Below are 20461 nucleotides of genomic sequence, written 5' to 3'. Positions count from 1 at the left end.
CCGGCGGCGCCGGCCGGCCCGTCCGGCGGTGATCAAGTTTCATTAACCTTAACGGCCTAGATCATCCGGCAACTGCATCCTTGACGGCGATGGTGATGAACCGGCGCGCTCTGCTTCTCGCACTCGGCTCGACTCTGGCACTCGGCGGTTGCCTGCGGCCGAGCTTCCGCACCGACGAACTCGACGCGACCGGCACCGGGTCGATCGCTGCCCGCTACACGCTGGCGGCGGGCGACAAGCTCCGGGTGATCGTCTTCGGCCAGGACAACCTATCGAACATTTACGCGGTGGATGGTGCCGGTCGCATCGCCATGCCGCTGATCGGCACCGTGCAGGTCGGCGGTCAGACGACCGCCCAGGCGGCCAAGGCGGTCGAGGCCAAGCTGGCGGCCGGGTTCGTCCGCGAGCCGCACGTCACCGTGGAGGTGGACGCCTACCGGCCCTTCTACATTCTCGGAGAGGTGACCACCTCGGGCCAGTATCCGTTCGTCAACGGCATGACCGTCGAGACGGCGGTGGCCATCGCCGCCGGCTTCGGCCCCCGGGCGGCGCGGGATTATGCCGTTCTGACCCGCGACACCAACGGCACGCTGGTCTCGGGAATCGTGCCGATGACCTACGCGGTCCGTCCGGGCGACACGATCGTCATCAAGGAGCGCTTCTTCTGAGCGACGGCCGCGCCAGTCACTGCGCCTCATGCCACGGGTTGATCACCCGCATCGCGGTCTTCTGCGCGGGGATCGGCGTCGCGATCTCGGGGGCCGGCTGTTTCGCCCGCGCCATCATCTGCCGTGCGGCCTGTGCGGGCAGGGTGCCCACCGGCGTGAACAGGCCGGCCAGGACCTTGCGGGTGCCCTTGCTGACCAAGCGCGAGTTCTGGACCGGTTCGAAATCCCGGATGGCGTGACGCTTGTCGGGATTCCCGGTGAACACCCGGGCGCCGGCATTCAGGACCACGATGTCGCCGGGGCGCAGCGTCTCGTCCTTCAACAGAGCCGCCGTGGCGCCGCCCTTCATGTCGATGGGGGTCTGGCGCTCGCTGATCTCCCGCTCCTTGACGCGGATCTTCAGCGGCAGCGCCGCGTAGCGGGTCTGAAAGCGCCGGCGCGCGGCGCCGAGCCGCGGGCTCGCTTGGCGGCCATACGAACGGCCCTCGAAGGCCGGAGCCTGGGTCTGCGCGGGCTGAGCTTGTTGAACCGCCGGCCGAGCCCCGAACAGCATCTCGAGGAAGCCCAGTTCGGCCGCGTGGGCGTGCATCGTCGTCCCGGCGAGAAGGCCGCCGGACGTCATGACGGCCAGCAAACTGCTCGTGCGAAGCCTCATGACATCCTCCGGAACCGACGCCCGACGTGAGCATCCGACCCTCAACCGCAAGGCGTACTGGAGGGTTCCGGATGATTTACGATCTGCTTAGCAACACCGGTCGACTTCGCGACGGTGCAGTATTCGACGCCCCCGTCTGAGGGCGATGACGCGATCCGGATGCGGTGGGGGTGAAGCGCCGATCAGCCCGGAGCGGATTGTTCGCCCTCGCCGATGCAGTCGAGGGCGCGCTCGACCGCACTCACGGCATCGAGCAGGTGCTGGACCGTCCGCTCGACCTCGAGCGCGGGGCGACCCATCGCGGCGGCGCGGGCGCTCACATCCTCGAGCTGCTCCAGGAGGGCGAGAAGATCGCCGGCCACGGTCACAACCTCGCAGCGGGCGAGGCGCGTGACGGTGGGACGCGGGCGGAAGGGCAAGACGTTGCTCATTGCCGAGGGTTTTCGCCCGAAACGGTCCGGATTCGCCAGGGGGCGCGGGCCGCGCTCAACACGATTGCCCGTCGGTATCCGCCCCAAACCGGGGGTGTGGTGGATTTTCCGTGGCCGCTGCGCATCGGAGGCCACAGAACGGATTTACACGTTGCGCGCGACCTTGACGGGCGCGCTCCCGGGCTGACCATGCCGCGAGACGTTTCGTCGAGGCCTCGTCCGGGAGATGCCGGAGGGAGGCTCGACTCCGGCAGGCTTCAGGATTTGCGATGCGCTTGACCCTTCTCGCCCTCTCCGCACTCACCCTCGGTGGCCTGTGCGCCTGCAGCACCAGCGACGGGCCGGACTCGCGCAGCGGGCTGGCCGAGACCTTCAACCTCGACAATTACCGCGCCTCCGGCAACACGAACGGCACCCAGAGCCGCCGGGACGTGAACCGCGCCTACACCCAGCCCACGCTGCCGACGATCGGCAACCGCGGGATGTGACACCCGCGGTCGCGACGCGTCAGCGCTTGGTGAGCGCGTCCGCGAAGGCGGCGATCCGGTTGCGGGCGTAGACCGGCAGGCCGGCGCTGATCGAGTTGCCGGTGTTGAAGCTCGAATTGCCCATCAGCACCTGCGCCGGCAGCAGGTTCTTGAGGACCGGCACACGGGCGTACTCGGCCTTGCGGTCGAGGACGTCCCCCTTGATCGCAAGGGCCATGTAGGTGGTGACCACCGTCTTGGTCGGGTCGTTCGGCATCGGCTGGAACACGGCGAGGAACTTGCCGAAGCGCAGGATCTGGTTGACCCAGAAGATCGTCTGCTCCAGGCCGCCGGTGACGGACGTGTCGATCTTGGTCAGGGCCTTGAGCGCGGCGGCCTGGTCCGGCCCGAGGATCCGCAACTCGCTCTGGAACGAGACGAACTCGGCGATCTTCTTGGCCGACCCTTCCTCCAGCTTGTTGGCGAGCTTCACCCCGAGCGGCAGCTTGCCCTCGAGATCGTAGCGCGACTCGATGCAGGCGCCCGCCCCCTCGCACCAGGGCCGGTCGGGTCGCTTGGCGAAAGCGGCGGCCGGATCCTTGTTGGGGGTCACGTCGGCGGCCGAGATGGCGCGGTGCTTGATCGCCGGATCCATCTTCTGGACGAAGGCGAGATTGGCGAAGGCCTGGAGGTCGATCGCCTCGGCCGGCCGCGGGACGACGAAGCGCCCCTCGGCCACATAGACCTTCAGCGTCTCGTGCCGGGGCTTCGTCACGCCGTTCACCGTGACGGTGTAATCCGGCTCCTTGTAGCCGGGATAGGGGGCGAGTGCCGTCGCCTCGGCCGGCCGCACCTTCAACCAGTCGAGATACGGGATCAGGCCGTTCTCCGGCGCCGACGGATTCTCGCGGTGATCGGTGAACAGGATCTGGCCCGGCTTGATCGCGGCGGGGTCGACGGCCGTGACGGAGGTCACATCCTTGACCCGCTCCGGTGCCGGCGCCGTGTTGGCGGCGGGCGTCTGAGCGCAGACCGGGATGGCCGGGAGAGCGACCGTGAGGGCGGCCGCCAGGGCGGCAGGAAGCTGCTGACGCAACGGGATTCTCATCTCTCGGGGAGGGCAGTCAGTAACCGGGATCTTCGCCGAACAGGTAGTCCGGATCGCGGCGGCGCGGCCGGCGCGCGTCGTCATCCCCGCCGAAGGGCGAGCGGTTCGTCTGGCCGGGCCAGGGCTTGTACGGATCCTGCCCGTAGAGATCCACATCGCCCTGCGCACGGCGGCTGCGCGGCGCCGGACGCTCGCCGAACGGGTCCAGGAAGTCGGCCCGCGGCCGCTCGCCCGTCATGTTGCCGTAATAGTCGCCCGCCACGTTCGCGCCGTCGTCGGCGCCGGCGAGATCTCCGTCTTGGGCATCGGGCCGCATGGCGTAGAGCGTCTCCCGCGGAACGAGGCGGTACTGCGTGTCCGCCATCCGTCCGTCGCCGCTTGTGCGGAAATGCTCGAGAAAGCCGCCGCCCGCGACCCGCACGCCGCTGCGCGGATCGACCGCCAGGTCGGCGATGAAGGGGCGCGCCTCGGGGGAGGGGCCCCGCAGCGGCGTCTTGGCGATGCCGTTCGCCCAGGCCGCCTGCAGGATCGCCGAGGCGATCGGCACCGAGACATGGCCGCCGGTCTGGCCGCGGCCGAGGGTCTTGCGGGTGCCGTCGGCGTTGTCGTAGCCGACCCAGACCACCACGCTGATCTCGTTGGTCAGGCCCGCGAACCACGCGTCGTTCTCGTTTTCGGAGGTTCCGGTCTTGCCGGCGACGTAGGCCGAGACCTTCGACAGCGCCGCCGCGGTGCCGTGCTGGGTCACCCCCTGCAGCATGGTCTTGAGCTGGTAGAAGGCGACCCGGTCCGCAGAGGCGATCCGCGCCGGCTCCTTGGCGGGGTGCGTGTAGAGCGGCTTGCCGTCCCGCTCGACGGATTCGAGCGCATACGGGGCCGGACGCGCGCCCTCGTTGGCCACTGCCGCGTAGAAGCCCGCGAGGTCCAGCATCCGCACCGGCTGTGCGCCGAGGACGAAGGGATAGTAGGGCTCGCACTCGGCGTAGATCTGTGCCTCCAGGGCGATGTCGCAGACCCGTTTCAGGCTCGCCGGCGCCTTGGGCTCGATTCCACCCTGGAGCAGACGGGCGGTGACAAGGTTCTTGGAGAATTCGAGGCCGCGCCGCAGGGTGGTGGGGCCCGAACCGCCCCCCTCGTAGTTCTTCGGCGACCAGGAATCGCCGGTCCCGCCGATCGGCGGCAGGGTGACGGCGGAATCCATCACCAGGGTGTTGGGCTGCAGGCCGGCATTGAGCGCGGCGAGATAGGTCAGCGGCTTCAAGGTCGAGCCGGGCTGGCGCACCGTCTGGGTGACGCGGTTGAGCTGGCTCAGCGGGTAGGAGAAGCCGCCGGCCATCGCGAGGATCCGGCCGGTCTGGTTCTCCATCACCAGGGCCGCGCCCTGGACCGTGGGCCGGACGCGGATCTGCGCGCGCAGGCCGCCCTTGCCCGAGCCGACCTTCACGCGGATCACGTCGTAGAGCTGCAGCTTGCCCCGGGCGATGCCGGGGTCGAGAACGGCGGTCCGGCCATCGGCGAGGCCGACCTTCATGCCGCCGCGCCCGGTCTCCAGCACCACCGCCATCGGCCAATGCACGTCGTAGAGCACCGGGCGGGCGCTCTCGAGCGCCAGAAGCCAGGCCGGCTTCTTCTGCGGGACCGCCGCGACCTTCTCGCCACGACGCGCCTTGGCGTCCGCCTTGGCGTCCATCTTGGCATCCGCCTTGGGCGCATCCGTTCGCGCTCCCGTCACCGCGGGCGCCGCCTGGGTCGCCCCCTCCGGTGCAGGAGTCGCGGCCTGGATCCGGCGGACGCTGTCGGCGAGGTTGAGTTCGGGCCCCGCGAAGACCTGACGGCCCGTGGAGCGCTCGTAATTGGCGAGCCCGTCCTGGAGAGCCTCCTCGACGGAGCGCTGCAGGCCCGCATTGATCGTCGAGCGGACGGTCAGCGACCCGGAGGTCAGGGAATCCACCCCCGCGAAGGTGCGGGCCTCCCGATTGAGGAAATCCACCACGTAGAAGCCGGAATCGCGCCGCGCGGTCTCGATCGGCTTCAGCCCGAGATCGGACTTGATCGCCGCGCTCATCTCGGCCTCGGTGATCGCGCCCTCTTCCTTGAGGCGGGCGAGCACGTAGGCGCGCCGCTCCCGCGCCCGGTCCGGATACTTGTCGGGGCTGTAGAAATTCGGCCCCTTGGGCATGCCGGCGAGGAGCGCGGCCTCCGGCAGGGTGAGCTGCCCCACCGGCTTCCCGAAATAGCTCTGCGCCGCCATCTCGATGCCGTAGGCGCCGCGGCCGAGATAGATGCCGTTGAGATAGAGCCCGAGAATCTGCGGCTTCGAGAGGATCCGCTCCAGCCGCGACGCGACGATCATCTCGCGGATCTTGCGCTCGTAGGTGACGTCGTCGCCGACCGAGAGGTTCTTGACCACCTGCTGGGTGATGGTCGAACCACCCGCCGGACGTCCCGGCGAGGCGAGATTGGCGATGAAGGCGCGGATCACGCCGCGCTCGTCGATGCCGTGATGGGTCTCGAAGCGCTTGTCCTCGGCGGCGATGAAGGCCTTCTGCACCAGCGTCGGAACCGCCGTGATGGGCACGACGATGCGGCGCCCGTTCGGCTCGGAGGCCTCGGCGAAGGGCTTGCCGGCGCCGTCGAGGATCCGGGTCATGCCGGGCAGCGCCTTGTCGCGCAGGGCCTCGGCGCTGGGCAGGTCCTTGGTGGCGTTGTCGTAGAACTCGATCACCGCCTTGGCGTCGAAGGGCGAGTTCGCCGGGTTCTCGCCTTTACAGAACTGCTTGTAGCTCGTGTTCAACTCGTTCAGGTCGAGCCCGTGCAGGATCTTCGGGGCGGCCGGCCCAGCGACGGTGGACGGATCCTCCATCGCGGTGGTGATCAGCTCGTCGAGGTTGATGTCCTCGATGTCGAAGGCCTTGCGCATGTGGGCGCAGCCGTCGCGCAGCAGGCGCACAACCTCGGGCCCATCGGTGGCTGGATCGAACTGCGTCCGGACCGCCTCCGGCCGGGTCGTGACCTGGCTCAGGGTCAGGGCTGTCGCGAACAGCTTGATCAGGATGGCGTTCATACGGGCCGGGTTCGGGGGACGCGACGGGGCGGGCGCGGACCTTTCGGGAGCGCGCCTGAACAAGGCGTGCACAACGCGGCTGATTTAAGGAGACGCCGCACGGCAACGCTTTGATGGGGTCCCACGTTCGTGAGGCGCGACGACGCCGGGGGGGCCATGATCAACGACCTGTGGTACAAGAACGCCATCATCTATTGCCTGTCGGTCGGCACCTTCATGGACGCCAACGGCGACGGGATCGGCGACTTCGCTGGGCTCGAGCGACGGCTCGACTACATCCAGGGCCTGGGCGCTACCGCGGTCTGGCTGATGCCCTTCCAGCCGTCGCCCAAGAAGGATGGCGGCTACGACATCGCCGACTATTACGGCGTCGACCCCGATTACGGCTCGCTCGGTGACTTCGTCGCCTTCACCCACGCCGCCAAGCAGCGGGGGCTGCGGGTGCTGATCGACCTCGTGGTCAACCACACCTCGGACCAGCACCCGTGGTTCCAGTCGGCCCGCTCCGACCCGGACTCGCCCTATCGCGACTGGTACGTCTGGTCGAAAGAGCGCCCCGCGAGCGCCGACGAGGGCATGGTTTTCCCCGGCGTGCAGGAGACCACCTGGACCTACGATGCGAAGGCCAAGGCGTGGTATTTCCACCGCTTCTTCAACTTTCAGCCTGATCTCAACACCGCCAATCCCGAGGTGCTGGCCGAGATCCTCAAGATCATGGGTTTCTGGATCCAGCTGGGCGTCTCCGGCTTCCGCATGGATGCCGTGCCGTTCGTCATCGCCGAGAAGGGGGCCGATGTCGGCGGCAAGCCCCGCGAGCAGTTCGAGATGCTGCGCGACCTGCGCGAGTTCCTGCAATGGCGGCAGGGCGACGCCATCATCCTGGCCGAGGCCAACATCCTGCCGAACCAGGACATGGATTATTTCGGCGACGACGCCGACCGCATGCACATGATGTTCAACTTCCAGGTCAATCAGGCGACCTTCTACGCCCTTGCGGCCCATGATGCGCGCCCGCTCGTCAAGGCGATCGAGCGGACGAAGCCGCGGCCGCTCTCCTGCCAATGGGGCATCTTCCTGCGGAACCACGACGAGCTGGACCTGGGACGCCTGACGGGCAAGCAGCGTCAGAGCGTGTTCGACGCCTTCGGGCCCGAGAAGGGGATGCAGCTCTACGACCGCGGCATCCGCCGCCGCTTCGCACCGATGCTGGCCGGCGATCCCCGCCGTATCCGGCTGGCCTATTCGCTGATGTTCACCCTGCCGGGGACGCCGGTGCTGCGTTACGGCGACGAGATCGGCATGGGCGACGAGCTCGCGCTCAAGGAGCGGGACTGCGCTCGCACGCCGATGCAGTGGACCAGCGAGTATCAGGGCGGCTTCTCCACGGCCGACCGCACGGTGATTCCGCTGATCGACCACGGGCCCTACGGCTACGCGCACGTGAACGTCGCCGACCAGCGCCACGAGGCCGACTCGCTGCTCAACTGGATGCAGAGCATGATCCGTCAGCGCAAGGAGGCGCCGGAGATCGGCTGGGGCGACGTGGTCCCGATGGAGACCGGGCGTCCCTCGGTGCTGGCGCTCCGCTACGACTGGCGCGGCAACGCCATCCTGTGTGTCCACAATCTGGCGCCGGAGCCCGTCGAGGTCGCCATGGCATCCGGCGTGGAGGATCCCGAGCACGACATCCTCGTCGATGTGCTGACCGGCAGCCGCAGCGAGGTCGGCGAAGACGGACGGCACTGCCTGTTCCTGGAAGGCTACGGCTACCACTGGTTCCGGGTCGGGGGCCTCGACGCGCTGTTGAAGCGGCGGCCGGCGTGAGGAAAACCGGTGCCCGGCTCGCCCTCGGCCGGCGAAGACGGTAGGACACGCCCGAGCAAGGTGTAGCATGGCCCGGACGAAGCATTATCCCTCGGACGCGACGATCGCCGACATCCTGCCGGATCTCGCCGACGCTGAAGACTACCTGCGCGAAGTGCTGGTCACCATGAGGCTGTGCCAGAAGCATTACGGCGACGCCTCGGTGCGGATCGGCGTGACCGGCCGGTCGCCGACGCCGTCCTACCGGATCGACCGGCCGGACGAGACGGCGCGGGACGACGGTGCCGTCGAGGCGGGCAGGACCCTGTTCGGAGCCTATGGCGGCCGGTCCCACGACCGGTTCACGCAGGTCAACACCGCGGAGACCCGCTGGAGCTCGCGGGCGCTCGGCATGGCGGAGATGCTGGCGCTTCACGACGGCCTGCGCCGCCCCAGGGGCGACGCGGCCTGAGCGTGCCGCACAGGGTGCCGCCCACCGGCGTTCTGCGCTAGACTGCGGCCGAGGGCGTCCGGAGCGGCGCTGCCTACACGCGGGACGACATGCCAGGTACGCCACGCGCCGGGATCATCCCGGTCACACCCTTCCAGCAGAACTGCACCCTGATCTGGGACGACACGACCAAGGTCGGCGCCGTGGTGGATCCCGGCGGCGATCTCGATCGGATCGAGGCGGCCATCCGCGAGCAGGGCGTCACCGTCGAGAAGATCCTGCTGACCCACGGTCATGTCGACCACGCCGCCGGCGCCGACGAGCTGCGCGAGCGCCTCGGCGTTCCGATCGAAGGGCCGCACCAGGCGGACAAGTTCCTGCTGGATTCCCTGCCCGAGACCGCCGCCAATTACGGCCTCGGCGCGGCCCGGCCCGTCACGCCCGACCGCTGGCTCGACGAGGGCGATGCCGTGACGGTCGGCGGTCTCGGCTTCGACATCCTTCACTGTCCCGGGCACTCGCCCGGCAGCGTCGTGTTCGTGAGCCGGGACGCGCGGTTCGCCCTGGTCGGCGACGTGGTGTTCAAGGGCTCGGTCGGCCGCACCGACCTGCCGGGCGGCAACCACGAGCAGCTGATCCGGGCCATCAAGGACAAGGTCCTGCCGCTTGGCGACGACATCGCCTTCATCCCGGGCCATGGCCCGACGAGCACGCTCGGCGAGGAGCGTGTCTCAAATCCTTTCCTGCAGGACTGACCGACATCATGGACAAGCGCCGCATCGGCCGCTCCGACCTGACGGTCGCGCCGTTCTGCCTGGGCGGCAACGTCTTCGGCTGGACCGCCGACGAGGCGACCGCCTTCGCGATCCTCGACCGGTTCGTGGAGAGCGGCTTCGATTTCATCGACACCGCCGACGTCTATTCGCGCTGGGCCCCCGGCCATGTCGGCGGGGAATCCGAGACGGTGATCGGACGGTGGCTGGCCAGCCGTCCGGGCGTCCGGGACAGGATCGTGCTGGCGACCAAGGTCGGGATGGACATGGGCGAGGCCGGCAAGGGTCTCTCGGCGGCCCATATCGAGCGGGCCTGCGAGGCCTCGCTGCGGCGGCTGCGGATCGACCGGATCGACCTCTACCAGTCCCATGTCGACGATACCGACGTGGCCCTGGACGAGACCCTGCGGGCCCATGAGCGCCTGATCGCGGCGGGCAAGGTCCGCGCGATCGGCGCCTCGAACTACAGCGCGGCGCGGCTCAAGGAGGCACTGACGATCGCCGCCTCCGCGGGGCTGCCCCGCTACGAATGCCTCCAGCCGGATTACAGCCTCGCCCAGCGCGGCTACGAGGCCGAGCTGGAGCCGCTCTGCCGGGCCGAACAGATCGGCGTCATCGGCTACTTCTCGCTGGCCGCGGGCTTCCTCACCGGCAAGTACCGCAGCGCCCAGGACGCGACGGGACGGGCCCGTGAGAACCGCGTCGCTAAGTACCTCAACCCGCGCGGTCTCGCGCTGCTGAACGTGCTCGATTCGGTCGCGCAGACGCACGGTGCCAGCCCGGCCCAGGTGGCGCTTGCCTGGATCATCGCCCGCCCCGGCATCACGGCGCCCATCGCCAGCGCGACCTCGGTGGCGCAACTCGACGAGCTCCTCGGCGCCGTCCGGCTGACCCTTTCGCCGGAGGCGATCGGCCGCCTCGACACGGCGAGCGCGGGCGGCATCGAGGGCTAACGCGGCGTTAAGCGGCGAGCGTCACAAAAGCTTCGGGACGGGCCCGCCGCGGGCCCGTAAAATCGTGCAATCTCAACGCGGAACCCCTATATCAGGCGGATCAAGCGAGAGTTCAGGCGCGGGCACCCGACGGCGCATCTGCCACCGACGCGATCAGGCCCGCCTGCCCGAGGAAGTTCATGGCCGACACCCCCCAGACCGAGCCTGCCGATTACGGCGCGGAATCCATCCGCGTGCTGAAGGGCCTCGACGCCGTCCGCAAGCGGCCCGGCATGTATATCGGCGATACCGATGACGGCTCCGGCCTCCACCACATGGTCTACGAGGTCGTGGACAACGCCATCGACGAGGCGCTGGCAGGCCATGCCGATCTCGTCACCGTCACCCTCAACGCCGACGGATCCTGCACCGTCTCCGATAACGGGCGCGGCATCCCGGTGGACATCCACAAGGAGGAGGGTGTCTCGGCGGCCGAGGTCATCATGACCCAGCTGCACGCCGGCGGTAAGTTCGACCAGAATTCCTACAAGGTTTCCGGCGGCCTGCACGGCGTCGGCGTGTCGGTGGTGAATGCCCTGTCGTCGTGGCTTCGCCTGCGCATCTGGCGCAACGACAAAGAGCACGCGATGGAGTTCCGCCACGGCGACGCCGTGGCGCCCCTGGAGGTCGTCGGGCCCGGCAACGGTCGGCGCGGGACGGAAGTCAGCTTCCTGCCCTCCACCGAAACCTTCACGATGATCGAGTTCGATTACGGGACGCTGGAAAAGCGCCTGCGTGAACTCGCCTTCCTCAATTCCGGCGTGCGGATCGTCCTGACCGATGCCCGCCATGCCGAGAAGAAGCGCGAGGAGCTGTACTACGAAGGCGGCATCGAGGCCTTCGTCCGGTATCTCGACCGCTCCCGCAAGCCGATCGACGGCATGACCAGCCCGGTGGTCGTCAGTTCCGAGCGCGACGGGATCCGCGTCGAGGTCGCGTTCTGGTGGAACGACTCGTTCAACGAGACCGTGCTGCCCTTCACCAACAACATCCCGCAGCGGGATGGCGGCACCCATATGGCCGGCTTCCGGGCGGCCCTGACCCGGCAGGTCACCGGCTATGCCGAATCCAGCGGCATCGCCAAGAAGGAGAAGGTGTCGCTCACCGGCGAGGATTGTCGCGAGGGCCTCACCGCCGTCATCTCCGTGCAGGTGCCGGACCCGAAATTCTCGTCGCAGACCAAGGACAAGCTCGTCTCGTCCGAGGTCCGGCCCGCGGTCGAGAACGTCCTCAACGAAGGCCTGTCGACCTGGCTCGAGGAGAATCCGAGCCAGGCGCGGTCGGTCATGGCCAAGGTGGTCCTGGCGGCCTCGGCGCGCGAGGCCGCCCGCAAGGCCCGCGAGACCGTGACCCGCAAGGGCGCCCTCGACATCGCCTCGCTGCCCGGCAAGCTCGCCGATTGCCAGGAGCGCGACCCGACGAAGTGCGAGATCCTTCTGGTTGAGGGTGATTCCGCCGGCGGCTCGGCCAAGCAGGGCCGCGACCGGACCTTCCAGGCGGTGCTGCCGCTGCGCGGCAAGATCCTGAACGTCGAGCGCGTCCGTGCCGACCGGATGCTGTCCTCGGCCGAGATCGGCACGCTGATCACGGCGCTCGGCGCCGGGATCGGGCGCTCCTCGACCGACCGCGAGGGCTTCAACCCGGAGAAGCTCCGCTACCACCGCATCATCATCATGACCGATGCGGACGTGGACGGCTCGCACATCCGGACGCTGCTTCTGACCTTCTTCTTCCGGCAGATGCCGGAATTGATCGACCGCGGCCATCTCTACATCGCGCAACCGCCGCTCTACAAAGCGGAGCGCGGCCGGAAGGCGATCTACCTGAAGGATGAGCGCGCCCTTGAGGATTACCTGATCGACCAGGGGACCGACGGGGCGATCCTGCGCCTCTCCACCGGTGCGGAATTCGCCGGGCCTCAGCTCAAGAGCCTCGTCGAGGAGGCGCGGACCTTCCGCAACATCCTGCAGGGCCTGCACACGCGTTACGACCGCGCCGTGGTCGAGCAGGCGGTGCTGGCCGGCGCCTTCGACCCCGAGGCGGCCTCGCGGACCGGCGAGGCCGAGGTGCTGGCCGACCTGACCGCCCGCCGGCTCGACGCCATCGCGGACGAGATCGAGCGCGGCTGGCAGGGCGAATCCTTCGAGGGCGGCTATCGCCTCAGCCGGACGCTGCGCGGCGTCCGGCAGGTGGCGACCCTGGATCTCGGCCTGATCACCTCGCAGGAAGCCCGGCGCCTGTCCGAGCGGGCCGACGCCTTCCGGGAAATCTATGGCGAACCCGCCACCCTGATGCGTAAGTCCGACGAGACCGTGCTGCACGGGCCCGTCGCGCTGTTCGAGGCGGTGATGGCGTTTGGCCGGAAAGGCCTGCAGCTCCAGCGCTACAAGGGCCTCGGTGAGATGACCGCCCAGCAGCTCTGGGAGACCACCCTGGATCGCGACGTGCGCTCCTTGCTGCAGGTCAAGGTAAAGGACGTGACCGACGCCGACGACCTGTTCGTGAAGCTGATGGGCGATGTGGTGGAGCCGCGGCGCGAGTTCATTCAGGAAAACGCCCTCAGCGTCGCCAATCTGGACGTCTAGGGCTCAGCCTGTGTGATGGCGCGGTACAGCACGGTCCGGCCTCTGCCGGGCCGGGAGGCGCGCGCACGTGGTGGGCAGCGCCGGCGCATCCTGCCCGTCGCGTGCTGATCGGGGCCGTGTGAGTCCCCAGTGAAGCGCATCGCAGAGCGTGCCGGGTCGGCAAGGCGCGGCTTCTCCAGCCCGGCGCGAAAGGTGCGGGCGAGGGCGGCGCAGATCGTCAGCGGATGGGCGGCTCCGGAAGGCGCATCAGGGGCTCGCCGACGCGCAGACGCGACCCCACGGAGAGTTCCGGACAGAGCGTGAAGCCCGGCGGTGCCAGCACCACGATGGTGGAGCCGTGCTCGAACCAGCCCATCTCCGCGCCCTTCGCCAGATGCGCGGCGCTGGGCAAGGTCCGCCCCCCGGTCTCGCGCAGGGCAAGCCCTTCGGGCAAGAAGCCGAGGCGTAAGCCCGCCACGAGGATGGCCGCCACGGGCACCAGGGTCACGGCATGGCCGCCTTCCGCGAGGCGCAGGCGCAGGATCGCGCGCTCGTTCCGGCAGAACAGCGCCTCGACACGCTTCAACGCGATCGGATTCACGTTCCAGGTATCGCCCCAGATGTGCCGGACCGACTCGACGCGCAGATCGTGCGGCGCGTGAAACCGATGGTACATCCCGGCCGTCAGCCGCAGGGTGGCATAACAGCCGCCTTCATGGGCGCGCGCCAGCGTGACGTCGCCGCCGAGCAAATCGGCGAGCGGATAGGACAGGCCCTTGATCTGAAACAGGCGTCCCGCTTCGATGCGGCCATGGGCGCCCAGGATCGCGTCGCTGGGGCTGGTGAGCACTGCGGGATCGGGGGCAACCGGCCGGGCGCCCGGGCGTAGGGCGCGCACGAAGGCGGCGTGAAGGCTGGGAAAGCGCGTCTCCTCGGCGTCGCGGAGATCGACGTCGCAGAACAACCGCCACGTCGCGATCGAGAGGTCGCGCACCAGGGGCTGTTCGATCCGGCTGAACCGGCCCATGAACCGGGTGGCGAACCGGCGCGGAAGGCGGTTCGTCAAAAGGAAATTGAGATCCTCCTGCGCGCCGACCCGCGCCAGGACCGCCCGCAACCGGGATCGGGCAACCGTCATCATGCCGTGAACCGTCTCCGATAGGGCGCGGGGCGATGTCCGCGCTCCTCATCACCCTGTCCGCCACCGCCGCTGCCGCGGTTCTCGCCCTGCCGCGCGCGGCAGAGCGCCTGCAATTGTCGCGGGCGAAGCACCGTTCGCTCACCGGCCATGCCCGCATGGCCCGGCGCGTCGCCGGGCTGATCCCGCACTACGCTTATTCGGAGCGCGCCTTCTTCCGGTCGGACGAACCGGACGAAGCGGTGGCCCTGCGCCGCGAGGCGGGTTTCGCCGGGCTCTCCGACCGGTTCCGGACACGCTTCGCCCGGACGCGGGCCGAGACCGAGGCGGTGCGCGACGGCCTCTCGGATCTGCAGTTCACCGGGCTGTACCGGGTGCCGTTCCAGTATGCCCGCCACGTGCGCGCGCATCTGGGGACAGGCGCCTTCGCGGCGTCGGCCGCGGGCGTGACCGTCACGGATCTCGACGGCAACGTCTTCTACGACCTCGCCGGCTCCTACGGCGTGAATCTGTTCGGCGTCGATTTCTACCGCGCCTGTCTGGAGGAGGGCGCCACCCGCGTCGCGGCGCTCGGCCCCGTCCTCGGGCCGCTGCACTCGGTCGTCTCCGGCAACGTCGCGCGGCTGAAGGCGATCTCGGGACTCGACGAAGTCTCGTTCCACATGTCGGGCACCGAGGCGGTGATGCAGGCGGTCCGGCTCGCCCGCTACCACACCGGCCGCCGCCGGATTGTGCGGCTCTGCGGCGCCTATCACGGCTGGTGGGGCGAGGTGCAGCCGGGCATCGGCAACCCGGTCCCGACCCGCGACACGCTCACCCTGGCCGACATGTCGGAGCGGACGCTGCGGGTGCTCGCCACCCGCCGCGACGTCGCCTGCGTTCTGGTCAACCCGCTCCAGGCCCTGCATCCGAATGCCGGCGCGCCGGCCGATTCCGCGCTGGTGGACAGCGGTCGCAGGGCGTCCTTCGACCGCGCCGCCTTCACCAAGTGGCTTCACGACCTGCGGGCGGTGTGCAGCGCCCGAGGGATCGTGCTGATCCTCGACGAGGTCTTCCTCGGCTTCCGCCTCGCCCGCGGCGGCGCGCAGGAGTATTTCGGCGTGCGTGCCGACATGGTCACCTACGGCAAGACGCTCGGTGGCGGGCTGCCCGTCGGCGTCCTGTGCGGGCGCGCCGACCTGATGCGCCGCTACCGGGACGATCGTCCGGTCGACATCTGCTTCGCCCGCGGGACCTTCAATGCCCATCCCTACGTGATGGGCGCCATGGGCGCGTTCCTCGAGCGGCTGGACACCCCAGCGGTCGCTGCCCTCTATGCCGACCTCGACGCGACCTGGGACGGGCGGGCGCGGCGCCTCAACGCCCTGCTGGCGGACGCCGACCTGCCGGTGCGGGTCGCCAACATGTCGACGGTGTGGACGGTCCTGTACACCAAGCCGTCGCGCTACAACTGGATGCTGCAATTCTACCTGCGCGCGGAGGGATTGGCCCTGTCATGGGTCGGGACCGGCCGGTTGATCTTCAGCCTCGCCTACGACGACGCGGCCTTCGACGCCGTGGCGACGCGCTTCGTGGCGGCGGCGCAGGCGATGCGGTCGGATGGGTGGTGGGAAGGTGGCGCCCCCAGCGACAAGGCGATCCGCCGGTCGATCCTGCGGGAGGTCGCGGCGGTGCGCCTGGGCAGGCTCGGCACCCGGCTGGGCCTGCCCGCCCCGGATCACGACTGATCCGGGGCGCCGAGCCGCGCGCTCGGCGCGGGATCCAGCCTTAGGCGCCGCGCTCGTGCGGCTCCTGCTCCTCGACCAGTTCACCGTGCAGCAGCGCGAGCGGCGCCTTGTAGTAAAGCTTGATGTCGTGGAACGGGTCCGTAAGGATCTTGGCGACCCAGACGAGACCGGTCTGCACGTCGCGCTGGACGAAGAGTTGCACCATCCGGAACAGCAGCCCGGCCAGCGCCAGCCACAGCCAGATCCAGCCCACGTTGCGGATCAGGTCCGCGGTGGTCTGGTGCGGTGAGATCAATCCGAACAGGCTCGGGTCGAAATAGAGCGGCAGAGGCGACAGGGCCCAGATCGCCAGGAGTACGACCTTGCGTTGCAGGTTGTAGCCGACCTTGATCTCTTCCTTGTGCTCGTGCGTCGCGTCGTTGATGTGGTCGTAGCCCTTCGGCTCGAAGAAGAGGTGGCCGGCCTGCCGGGAGGTCATCGCCACGAGCCAACCGATCAACGCCGCCGTGGCCGGATCCTTGAACGCGAGGGCATAGGCGACCAGAAAACTGATCGCGCTGACGACGTGCAGGCTCTGGTTGATGCGGTTGTGGTGGTAGTATCGATGATCGTCCCAGCGCTGCACGCGCAGCGCGTCCAGAAAACTCGCCATGGTGTTCGTCCCCGCTCGGATTTGGGTGGGCTGGTCGGAGGTGAGGCGCCCTCAGGCGTCGCGCTTGCGCAGGCGGAGGAGGGAGAAGTGGCCGAGGGGCGGGAGCGCCCTGCGCTCGACGATCTCCACGGGTGCAGTCACGGCCCAGGCGGCATAGCGCTCCCAGGCGAACTCGGTCCGCCAGCCGAGGCGGCTGGTCACCGGCGCGAGGGCGTGCTCGACGACGCGCCGAAGGCCCGACTCGGCACCGATCCGGGTGGTGATCACGATCTCGCCGCCGGGGCGGAGCACCCGGGCGAACTCGTCCAGCGCCGCCTCGGGATTGGGCACCGCCGTGACGACGTACTGCGCCACTACCACGTCGAAGGACGCGTCGGCGAAGTCGAGATGCTCGGCGTCCATCACGGCGAGACGCTCGACATTGCGCAGGCGCAGCCGCGCCACCCGTTGGCGCGCCTTCTCCAGCATGGGGGCCGAGATATCGATCCCGACGATGCTGCGGGCGTGCCGGTAGGCGGGCAGGGACAGACCCGTTCCGACCCCGACCTCCAGGATCCGGCCGCCGATCCGTTCCGCGGCCGCCGCCGCCAGGGTCCGGCCCTGTGCGAAGACGGGCCCGAAGACCAGATCGTAGACCGGCGCCCAACGGCCATAGGCCTTGGCGACTCCGTCGCGGTCGAGATCGGGACCGAGCGTCGCCGGACGCGAGGAACCGGTATCGTGCATTCCGATGGCCATGAGCATCCTGTCTCGATGTCGGCAAGGTCGGCGCAGGGGCGGTCTTGGTCGGACCGCCGGTGTTGCGGATTTCGGTCGTGCGTTCGGGATCGAATTCGTGTCAGCGCGGGTTCGGACCGGCTGCTCCGCAGGCGGAGGATGCGCGACCGCCTGCGCCCTGGCCCGATCGACCGCAAGCTTTGCGAGACAGCATCGGCCGATCAGGAGGAGCGCAAATGCGGGTGGCGGACTCTTGGTTCATGCCGAGCCACACCGACAATCATCGACCCCACGCCGCCCCTCCGCAGAAGTCTTTCCGCCGGCAAAGCTATGTCCGTCGTTTGACGGCGTTGTGACAGTATCATCAACGGCGCGAGCCAATCCTAATTTCGTTGGCAAAATAGCGATGATCCAGACGGAACATCTTCGACCGACGCCAGGAATGCGATCCGCCCAATGCCTGTTCTTTGAACCGTGGCTCGCGCCTCTCAAGCGGTGGCTACGCCTGAAAACGCGGCATTCACGATGCCGCCAACCCGCAGCCACCGCGCTCTCGTCGGAGATCCGCGGATGCGCAATGATTTGAGGGCGAGAAAGGTGAAGGTCGCCCCTTCGACATCTTCTCGCCCTCTTATCGACCAGATGTGGCCCGGTATCGCCAGCAGGACAGGGCGCGAGGACGCGCCGAAGGAGTGTTTCGCGTGATCGAGAATTTGCGGCGTCAGACCATCGCGGTCGCGGCCTTTGCCGGGATCGCCCTCAGCGCCGGGCAGGTGCAGGCTGCGCAGTGCGGCAACACAGCGGCCGGGTTCGATGCGTGGAAGCGGCAGTTTGCCGAGGAGGCGCGCGGCCGGGCCAGCGCTGCCAGCCTCGCGGCATTGCAGAACACCACCTATTCCACCGCCACGATCTCGGCGGATCGCGGACAGCACAGCTTCAAGCTGTCGCTTGAGCAATTCCTCGCCAAGCGCGGCGGCCCGACCATCGTGTCCCGCGGACGCGCCCTGAAGCGGCAGAACGCTGCCCTCTTCGAGTCCATCGAGCAGCGTTACGGCGTCCCGCCGGGACCGCTCCTAGCGATCTGGGGCATGGAGACCGGCTTCGGCGCCGTGCGCGGCAACGTCAATACGCTCTCGGCGGTGGCGACGCTCGCCTATGATTGCCGCCGCTCCGAATACTTCACGGATCAGCTCTACGCCGCCTTGACCCTCGTCGATCGCGGCCTGCTCACCCCGAGCACCCGCGGCGCGGCGCATGGCGAGGTCGGCCACACGCAGTTCCTGCCGAAGAACGTGCTCACCTACGGCACCGGCGACCTCAACAATGTCGGGGCGGCCCTGTCGTCGACCGCGAACTTCCTCAAGGCCCATGGCTGGCGGGCCGGCGCCGGCTACCAGCCCGGCGAGCCGAACTTCGCGGCGATCCAGGGCTGGAACGCGGCCCCGGTCTACGAGAAGGCGATCGCGCTGCTCGGGCGTCAAATCGACAACGACTAGCAGTCTATCGCACATAGATCCGTGTCTTAGAGACACGAACACTGGTGGCGGTGCGCCTGAAAATGGTCTCGATCGATCCAAGATCGACCATCGCATCGCCGCAGAAAAGCCGGCCCGACCCCGCTGTTTCGCTTTGAGCGGGGCCGGTCCGCCCGCGGCGATTCCTCACCCTGTGGTGGAAGGCTGCCGCCGGTCTGCCCCGTCTCGCGACGAGGAGCATGGGCAACCGCATGGCTGTCGAATCCGTGCCGCTGGACGGCCTCAAATCCCAGACTGCGCGCGGCGCCTGGCTGGCGCCCCTTTCGGTGCTCACCGGCGTGGTAGCCCTCGCTGCCCTCGGAGGCAGCGTCCTGCACCGCGCCCCGGATCCGGCCGCCGAGATCGAGATCGCCCGAACGGAGGCGTCGACCGAAAGATCGGATGCCGCTGAGACGGCGGCGGCCACCGTCGTCGAATCGGAAACGGTGGGATCGCCTGATCCGTGGCGGGAAGCCGCCGGCGGAAAGCTGTCGCGCTGGGCTTGGACCCAGATCGCGCCGCCCGCTTTGACACCAGAACCCGTGCCGGAGCCCGGCGCCGAGACCGAACCGAAAGCCGCGGAGCCGCCGCAGGCCGCGATGGTCGTCCCGCTTCCGATTCCGCGGCCGCCCGAATTCCGTGCGCCGGCCGGAACCGGCTTCGCGCGTCGGTCCGACCGGCGCATGGCGCGCCGCGACGTCCCGCCTGTGGCGCAGCCCGCTCCCCAGACCGACGAGCGGTCCTTCCTCGAGAAGCTCTTCGGCATCGAGCGCGGACCGGCTCTCGCCTACGCCGCTCTGGAGAGCAAGCCTGCGGACGTGGCGCCACAACGGCGCATCTCGCCGCCGCTGGCGCTGTCCCCGGCGCCGAGCCCGACGGGCGGAGTGGCCGTCTACAACATCGCCGCCAAGACCGTGACGCTGCCGAACGGCGAGCGTCTTGAGGCCCATTCGGGTCTCGGGGAGGGGCTGGACGATCCCCGCCTCGTCAATGTGCGGATGCGCGGGCCGACGCCGCCTGGAACCTACGATCTCACCGAGCGCGAGCGGCCGTTCCACGGGGTTCGGGCTATCCGGCTCACGCCGGTGGGCGGCAACGAGGCGGTCTATGGCCGTGTCGGCCTTCTGGCGCACACTTACATGCTGGGGCCGCGCGGTGATTCGAACGGCTGCGTGTCGTTCCGCGACTACGAGCGGTTCCTTCAGGCCTTCCTGCGCGGCGAGGTGCAGCGCCTCGTCGTGGTCAGCGGCACGCAGGATCCGCTCCCGAGCCTCGCCGCCGGTACGGTCACGACCCGGATGGCCCGCAACGGCGGTTGAGCCCGCCCCGCGACCTGAGCCGGCGGCGCGCCGCGCATCGCGCCTTGAACCGGCCGGTCGTGCCGTCCGAGGTCACGGACCGAGAGGCCGGCCCGCTCATCGATGCGATGGGCAGCGTCCGCAAGCTGGAATCCTCCGGCCCGTTCGGACCGCGCACATGGAGACCCTCGTCGCCGGTACCGTCTGCCACCGGATCGGGAGAGACCGGTGGGTCACCGGCGTCCAGACCGCCAAGGCGCCCGAAAGGCTCGCCACCGAGCTGCGACGCGCCACCCGGATGGACGGCGACTGAACCGACTTGACGACGCCAGGGCGCGTCATGCCGCACTGAACCGACGGCCGACCGTCGCGCAGCATCAGCCGTTGCCAGTCCATCCGATAACGTCGATCGCGGATCCGGACGCACGATCCCGGACAG

At 69.0% G+C, this 20461-nt stretch carries 18 protein-coding genes; 11 read left to right on the top strand and 7 right to left on the bottom strand.

The features are described from left to right. Window positions 1–89: 89 nt before the first annotated feature. Window positions 90–668: a polysaccharide biosynthesis/export family protein gene (locus ABIC70_RS07575; protein ID WP_043345320.1), complete on the top strand. Its 579-nt coding sequence runs from the start codon at window positions 90–92 to the stop codon at window positions 666–668. Between the two features lie 16 nt (window positions 669–684). On the opposite strand, the gene ABIC70_RS07570 is transcribed toward ABIC70_RS07575, so the two are convergent. Together ABIC70_RS07570 and ABIC70_RS07565 are read right to left on the bottom strand one after the other, a co-directional pair. Beyond that, complete coding sequence (locus ABIC70_RS07570; protein WP_043755239.1) at window positions 685–1323, bottom strand: hypothetical protein; 639 nt, start codon at window positions 1321–1323, stop codon at window positions 685–687. A 182-nt stretch (window positions 1324–1505) separates the two neighbouring features. After that, window positions 1506–1754, bottom strand: a complete 249-nt coding sequence (locus ABIC70_RS07565; RefSeq protein ID WP_043345326.1) for a hypothetical protein — start codon at window positions 1752–1754, stop codon at window positions 1506–1508. A 269-nt stretch (window positions 1755–2023) separates the two neighbouring features. Between ABIC70_RS07565 and ABIC70_RS07560 the strand changes: the two genes are divergently transcribed. After that, the gene (locus ABIC70_RS07560) at window positions 2024–2242 is read left to right on the top strand and encodes a hypothetical protein (protein WP_043345328.1); all 219 of its coding nucleotides are present in this window, start codon (window positions 2024–2026) and stop codon (window positions 2240–2242) included. Window positions 2243–2261: 19 nt separating this feature from the next. On the opposite strand, the gene ABIC70_RS07555 is transcribed toward ABIC70_RS07560, so the two are convergent. Together ABIC70_RS07555 and ABIC70_RS07550 are read right to left on the bottom strand one after the other, a co-directional pair. Beyond that, entirely contained in the window at window positions 2262–3317 is a 1056-nt protein-coding gene (locus ABIC70_RS07555) for a hypothetical protein (protein ID WP_354439321.1), read from the bottom strand. Window positions 3318–3345: 28 nt separating this feature from the next. After that, entirely contained in the window at window positions 3346–6393 is a 3048-nt protein-coding gene (locus ABIC70_RS07550) for a penicillin-binding protein 1A (protein ID WP_354439319.1), read from the bottom strand. A 156-nt stretch (window positions 6394–6549) separates the two neighbouring features. Between ABIC70_RS07550 and ABIC70_RS07545 the strand changes: the two genes are divergently transcribed. The 5 genes from ABIC70_RS07545 to gyrB all read left to right on the top strand — a co-directional run bounded on the left by ABIC70_RS07545 (window position 6550) and on the right by gyrB (window position 12997). Next, window positions 6550–8217: an alpha-amylase family protein gene (locus tag ABIC70_RS07545; protein WP_043755248.1), complete on the top strand. Its 1668-nt coding sequence runs from the start codon at window positions 6550–6552 to the stop codon at window positions 8215–8217. 67 nt (window positions 8218–8284) lie between these two features. Continuing rightward, window positions 8285–8668, top strand: coding sequence for a hypothetical protein (locus tag ABIC70_RS07540; protein ID WP_043345342.1), 384 nt, complete (start codon window positions 8285–8287; stop codon window positions 8666–8668). 89 nt (window positions 8669–8757) lie between these two features. Then, entirely contained in the window at window positions 8758–9402 is a 645-nt protein-coding gene (locus ABIC70_RS07535) for an MBL fold metallo-hydrolase (protein WP_043380910.1), read from the top strand. Window positions 9403–9410: 8 nt separating this feature from the next. After that, entirely contained in the window at window positions 9411–10373 is a 963-nt protein-coding gene (locus ABIC70_RS07530; protein ID WP_043380908.1) for an aldo/keto reductase, read from the top strand. A gap of 179 nt (window positions 10374–10552) precedes the next feature. Continuing rightward, window positions 10553–12997 carry a DNA topoisomerase (ATP-hydrolyzing) subunit B gene (gyrB, locus tag ABIC70_RS07525; RefSeq protein ID WP_043380905.1) on the top strand — a complete coding sequence of 815 codons (2445 nt, stop codon included), beginning with the start codon at window positions 10553–10555 and terminating at the stop codon, window positions 12995–12997. A gap of 217 nt (window positions 12998–13214) precedes the next feature. On the opposite strand, the gene asd is transcribed toward gyrB, so the two are convergent. After that, window positions 13215–14117 (bottom strand): archaetidylserine decarboxylase, encoded by a 903-nt coding sequence (gene asd / locus ABIC70_RS07520; RefSeq protein WP_043380867.1) that lies wholly within the window; start codon window positions 14115–14117, stop codon window positions 13215–13217. A gap of 32 nt (window positions 14118–14149) precedes the next feature. Here asd and ABIC70_RS07515 point away from each other — a divergent pair, with 32 nt between their 5' ends. Then, a complete protein-coding gene (locus ABIC70_RS07515) occupies window positions 14150–15841 on the top strand; it encodes an aminotransferase class III-fold pyridoxal phosphate-dependent enzyme (protein ID WP_354439317.1) in 1692 nt (563 codons plus the stop codon). Between the two features lie 40 nt (window positions 15842–15881). On the opposite strand, the gene ABIC70_RS07510 is transcribed toward ABIC70_RS07515, so the two are convergent. Together ABIC70_RS07510 and ABIC70_RS07505 are read right to left on the bottom strand one after the other, a co-directional pair. After that, on the bottom strand, window positions 15882–16493 hold the full coding sequence (locus ABIC70_RS07510; protein ID WP_279897423.1) for a hypothetical protein: 612 nt from the start codon (window positions 16491–16493) through the stop codon (window positions 15882–15884). Window positions 16494–16544: 51 nt separating this feature from the next. Next, complete coding sequence (locus tag ABIC70_RS07505; protein ID WP_053610386.1) at window positions 16545–17231, bottom strand: class I SAM-dependent methyltransferase; 687 nt, start codon at window positions 17229–17231, stop codon at window positions 16545–16547. Window positions 17232–17911: 680 nt separating this feature from the next. Here ABIC70_RS07505 and ABIC70_RS07500 point away from each other — a divergent pair. The 3 genes from ABIC70_RS07500 to ABIC70_RS07490 all read left to right on the top strand — a co-directional run bounded on the left by ABIC70_RS07500 (window position 17912) and on the right by ABIC70_RS07490 (window position 20335). After that, window positions 17912–18706: a lytic murein transglycosylase gene (locus tag ABIC70_RS07500; protein ID WP_043380860.1), complete on the top strand. Its 795-nt coding sequence runs from the start codon at window positions 17912–17914 to the stop codon at window positions 18704–18706. A 230-nt stretch (window positions 18707–18936) separates the two neighbouring features. Beyond that, window positions 18937–20043 (top strand): tlde1 domain-containing protein, encoded by a 1107-nt coding sequence (locus tag ABIC70_RS07495; RefSeq protein ID WP_043346664.1) that lies wholly within the window; start codon window positions 18937–18939, stop codon window positions 20041–20043. Between the two features lie 157 nt (window positions 20044–20200). Continuing rightward, a complete protein-coding gene (locus ABIC70_RS07490; RefSeq protein ID WP_280142406.1) occupies window positions 20201–20335 on the top strand; it encodes a hypothetical protein in 135 nt (44 codons plus the stop codon). Window positions 20336–20461: the final 126 nt, after the last annotated feature.

The organism is Methylobacterium sp. 1973, assembly GCF_040545035.1.
Classification (GTDB): Bacteria; Pseudomonadota; Alphaproteobacteria; order Rhizobiales; family Beijerinckiaceae; genus Methylobacterium; species Methylobacterium fujisawaense.
The sequence above is the reverse complement of the archived record's forward strand: the minus strand, read 5'-3'. Positions and strand labels throughout refer to the sequence as shown.